Consider the following 4,207-nt stretch of genomic DNA (forward strand, 5'->3'; position numbering starts at 1 on the left):
TCCCTCGAGGCCCACCCGGGCCTCGTCCCCCTAAAGGACCAACCGCTCCTCATCCTGGTGGGCCTAACCGGGGTGGGGAAAAGCACCCTGGTGGAGGCCCTGGGCTTTCCCCGGCTTCCCGACCGCCGGGAGCTGGTGGACCTCTATGTCCTTCCCCGCTACGGGGTAACCCCGCCCATTCCCCGGGAGGAGCGTTTCCGCCTCACCCGCCGCTTCCGGGAGGAGTTCCCGGGAGGGGTGGCCGAGGTCCTGGCCCGGGGGTATGGGGAACCCCGCTTTCCCCTCCTCTTTGACGGGCTTCGGGGGGAGGCGGAGGTGGCCTATGCCCTGGCCCAACTGCCCAAGGCCCTTTTCCTGGTCCTGCAGGCCCGGGAGGCTACCCGGCTGAAGCGGCTTCTTTCCCGTGGGGATGCCTTTGACCGGGTGGAGCTACGCCCTGAGGAGCTCGCGGCCCTCCGGGGCTTGGCGGAAGGGGTTCTGTCCCCGGAGGAGCTGGAGGAGGCCTTGGCCCTGGCCCCTTGGGAGGAGGTCTTGGCCAAGCTGAAGATCGTGGCCGAGGAGAAGCGGAACTACGATCCCCTGGGGCCCTTGCGGCTTCTTAAGGGGCATCCCCGGGCCTTGGTCCTGGACACGGAAGCCCTTTCCCTCGAGGAGGAGGTGGACGCCGTCAAGAACTTCCTTAAGGGGCTTATAGAATAGCGCCATGGCCTGGATCCGCGACCTGAGGCTGATCCCTTTCCGCATCCCCCTAAAGGCGCCCTTGCGCTGGGGCAAGGCCTCGGAGATGGAGGCCATTGAGCACGCCCTTCTGCGGGTGGAGCTGAGCGATGGTTCCCTGGGCCAGGCGGAGGTGGCCATCCGCCCCACCATCTACGGGGAAACCTGGGGAAGCGTTCGCGCAGGCCTTGAGTATCTGAAGCCCAGGCTTCTGGGCCTGGAGGCCGACGACCAGGAGGCCATCCGTAAGGTCCTGGAGGCCTTCCCCTGCAACCTGGGCCTAAAGGGGGCCTTGGACCTGGCGCTTTGGGAGGCCTGGGCCCGGAGCGAAGGGGAGGAGCTGCACCAGGTTCTGAAGCCTGCCAAGCACCGGGTGCGGGTGGCCTACATTCTAGGCATAGCCCAGGAGGAGGAGCTGCTTTCCGATGCCCGCATGGCCTACGAGGCGGGGGTGCGGGTCTTCAAGGTGAAGGTGGGCCGGAACCTGGAGGAGGATGGCCGGAAGATCGCCCGCCTCAAGGAGGCCTTCCCTGAGGCTGAGTTTTACGCCGATGCCAACGAGACCCTTTCCCCCAAAGAGGCCGAAGGCTACCTTCTCGCCTGGAAGGAGATGGGCCTCCTTTACGTGGAAGAGCCCCTGCCCATAGAGGAGGTGGAGGCCAGGAGAAAGCTCAGGGAGAAGAGGATCCTTCCCCTCATCGCCGACGACTCGGCCATGACCCCCAAGGACCTCCGCCGGGAGCTTCTTCTGGACACCTTTGACATCCTGAACCTGAAGCCGGCCCGCACCGGGGTTACCTGGACCCTGGAGATGCTCTCCCTGGCTCGGGAGAAGGGGAAGAAGGCCATGGTGGGAAGCCAGGCGCAAAGCGCCTTTGGCGCCTACCAGTCTGCCCTTTTGGCCTTCCAGCAGGGGGTCACCGAGCCCAACGAGCTGGCCTTCCACCTCAAGGCGGAAGGGGGGTTCCTGAACTTCCCCGCCTTCCGCCAGGGCTGGCTCTACTGGGAGGACCTGGTGGAGGCCTCGTTTGACGAGGCGGCCTTCCGGAGGTATGCCCTAAAGTAAGGCCAGGGCTTGCCGGAAGTCTCGCAGAACCCCCCTGGCGCCCGCCTCGAGGAGCGCTTCCTTCCCGTGGCCCGTTAGAAGCCCATAGGTGGTAATCCCCGCCCCCACGGCGCTCCTTACCCCCGAGGGGGAGTCCTCAAAGGCCAGGGCTTCCGTAGGAAGGAGGCCCAGCCTTTTCAGGGCCACCTGGTAGGGGAGGGGATGGGGCTTCCCCCGGCCCACCTCCTCCGCCAAGACCAAAAGAGGAGGCTTTAGACCCAAGGCCTTAAGCACGTGGTGGGCGTTGGCCTTGGGGGCGTTGGTCACCACGCCCCAGGTGAGGCCCTTGGCCTGGGCCTCCTCCAAAAGCTCGAGGAGGCCCGGCATGGGCTTTAGGTCCTGGGCCAGTTCCCGAAACCGGGCCTCCTTGGCCTCTATGATCTGGGCGGCCGCCTCCCCATCCAGCCCCAAGAGGTCCTGGAGGATGTCAGGATTGAGCCGGCCCGAGATCCGCTTCCGGTAAAAGGCTTCGTCCACCCCTATACCCCAGGGCGCCAGGGCCTCCCGCCAGGCCCAAAGGTGCAGGGGGTCGGTGTCGGCCAGGGTGCCGTCCAGGTCAAAGAGCAGGGCCTTAAGCATGGGCTACCCTCCGCTCCAATCCGGAGATTAGGAAAAAAAGCCCCAGGGCCAGGAGAAAAAGCCCATAGGGAATCCCCGCCGTGGGCAACAGGGCAAAGAGGGCAGGGATCACGGTGCTTCCCGTGGCCCCCGCATAGAGCAATCCGCCCAGGGCCCGGTGGCCGTATCGGGCCTGCACCAAGGCGAAGAGGGTGGAGAAAAGGGGGCCCAGGAGGAAACCGGTCAGGGGAAAAAGGAGGGCCGTGGGGGGGAGGAGGTTGAGGGTGAGGAGGGCTAGGACCCCAAGGAGAAGGCCTTTTAGGGCGCCCAAGGGGTTCTGCGCCACCCGCCCGGCCAAAAAGAGGCGGCCCAGGGCTAGGAAAAGCCAATACAGGGAAAGGAGGAAGCCCCCCAGGGCCGTGGAATGGCCCAGGTGCTCCAAATAAACCCGGTTCCAGGCGGCCAAGGCCCCTTCCAGGCCCGTATAGACCGCCACCACCAACAGGAAGGGCCAAAGCCCAGGCCCGCGTTCCCGGGGAGTGTGGGCTACCGCCGGGGCTTGCCAAAGGAGGAGGGCACCCACCCAGGCCAGGAGGCCGGCTAGGGTGAGCACGCCCGTGTAGGGCAAAAGGGTGAGGGCGAAGGGGGTGAAGACCGCCCCTAGGCCGAAGGCCACGTTCACCCGGTTGAGGAGTTCCACCCGCCTTCCGGGGTCAAGCTCACCTACCAGGCTGTTGCCGTGGACGTTCATCACCCCTTCCCCCAGCCCCAGGAGGAAGGCCAGGGCCACCACCAAGGGGAAGGTGGGGGCCAGGGCCACCCCCCACAGGGCCAGGCCCACAAGCCCAAGGGCGGCGGGAAAAAGGGGGTGGCGCCTTCCTCCTTGGGCCAGGCGGACTCCCAGGAGCAAGCCCAGGAGGAGGGCGGTGAAAAACCAGGAGACCTCCCCGCCCACGCCGTAACGCCCCCGCCACTCGGGGAGGGCCGCCCCCGGGAGGGCCACGATCACGCCCACCAGGAAAAGCGCCACAAAGGAGCCCCAGAAGAGGCGCACGTTCGCCATTCTCCCCCTATCTGACCCTTTGGTCAATAATGGGAAGCATGGAGGAGGCCTTGGAAAAAGCCTTGGCGGGCGAGGGGTACTTCGCCTTTCCCGGGGTTTTGCTGCTCCGGGGACCGGATGCCCTTTCCTTCCTCCAGGGCCAGTGCACCCGGGACCTGAGGCGGCTATCCGGGCCCATGGGGGCCCTCTTCCTCAACCATCGGGGCCAGATTGAGGAGGCGGCCACGGTATTCCCGCACCCGGAAGGCTACCTCCTAGCCCCCTGGGGTACCTTGGAGGGCTTAAGGGCCCGGCTTAGGCGCTACATCGTCTTTGATCAGGTGGAGCTTCTGGACCTCCCCCTCTACCGCCGGCTTTATGCCGATGGCCGGGAGGAGGTGGCCGAGGAGAGGGGGGAGGCTTACCCGCAGGACCTTTATCCCCTTTTCTCCCTTCTGAAGGGGTTTTACCTTCTTTCCGACATCCAGGGGGAGCTGCCCCAAAGCGTGGGGCTTCTTCCCCTGGTGGACTACGGCAAGGGGTGTTACGTGGGCCAGGAAATCATGGCCCGCCTCGAGGGCAAGGAGGTGCACCACCGCCCCGCGGGTCTGGTGGGCCTCCCTCCTTACCGGGAGGGGGAAGGCCCCTGGCCCCTCTTTTGGGAGGGGCGGGAGGTGGGGCAGGCCAAGCGGGTCAGGGCCACCCCCTACGGGGCCTTGGGCTTTGGGGTGGTGCGCCGGGAGGTGCCCTTGGGCGCGGTGTTGGAAGGGGATGGGGGGCGTTTT

At 66.3% G+C, this 4,207-nt stretch carries 5 protein-coding genes; 3 read left to right on the forward strand and 2 right to left on the reverse strand.

Translation table 11 applies throughout. The annotated features are described in order from the left end of the window. On the forward strand, positions 1–699 hold a 699-nt coding region (locus tag Q0693_RS04940; RefSeq protein WP_298629634.1), incomplete at its 5' end, for a hypothetical protein. Positions 700–703: 4 nt separating this feature from the next. Further along, on the forward strand, positions 704–1,783 hold the full coding sequence (locus Q0693_RS04945; protein ID WP_298629636.1) for an enolase C-terminal domain-like protein: 1,080 nt from the start codon (positions 704–706) through the stop codon (positions 1,781–1,783). Here Q0693_RS04945 and Q0693_RS04950 read toward each other — a convergent pair. Further along, entirely contained in the window at positions 1,775–2,401 is a 627-nt protein-coding gene (locus Q0693_RS04950) for an HAD family phosphatase (protein WP_298629638.1), read from the reverse strand. The genes Q0693_RS04945 and Q0693_RS04950 overlap by 9 nt on opposite strands. Further along, on the reverse strand, positions 2,394–3,443 hold the full coding sequence (locus Q0693_RS04955) for an MFS transporter (protein WP_298629640.1): 1,050 nt from the start codon (positions 3,441–3,443) through the stop codon (positions 2,394–2,396). The genes Q0693_RS04950 and Q0693_RS04955 overlap by 8 nt, the downstream gene beginning before the upstream one ends. 38 nt (positions 3,444–3,481) lie before the next feature. On the opposite strand from Q0693_RS04955, the gene Q0693_RS04960 reads away from it, so the two are divergent. Beyond that, on the forward strand, positions 3,482–4,207 hold a 726-nt coding region (locus tag Q0693_RS04960; RefSeq protein WP_298629642.1), incomplete at its 3' end, for a glycine cleavage system protein T.

Origin of the sequence: uncultured Thermus sp. (assembly GCF_938010445.1) — a bacterium.
GTDB classification, from domain to species: domain Bacteria; phylum Deinococcota; class Deinococci; order Deinococcales; family Thermaceae; genus Thermus; species Thermus altitudinis.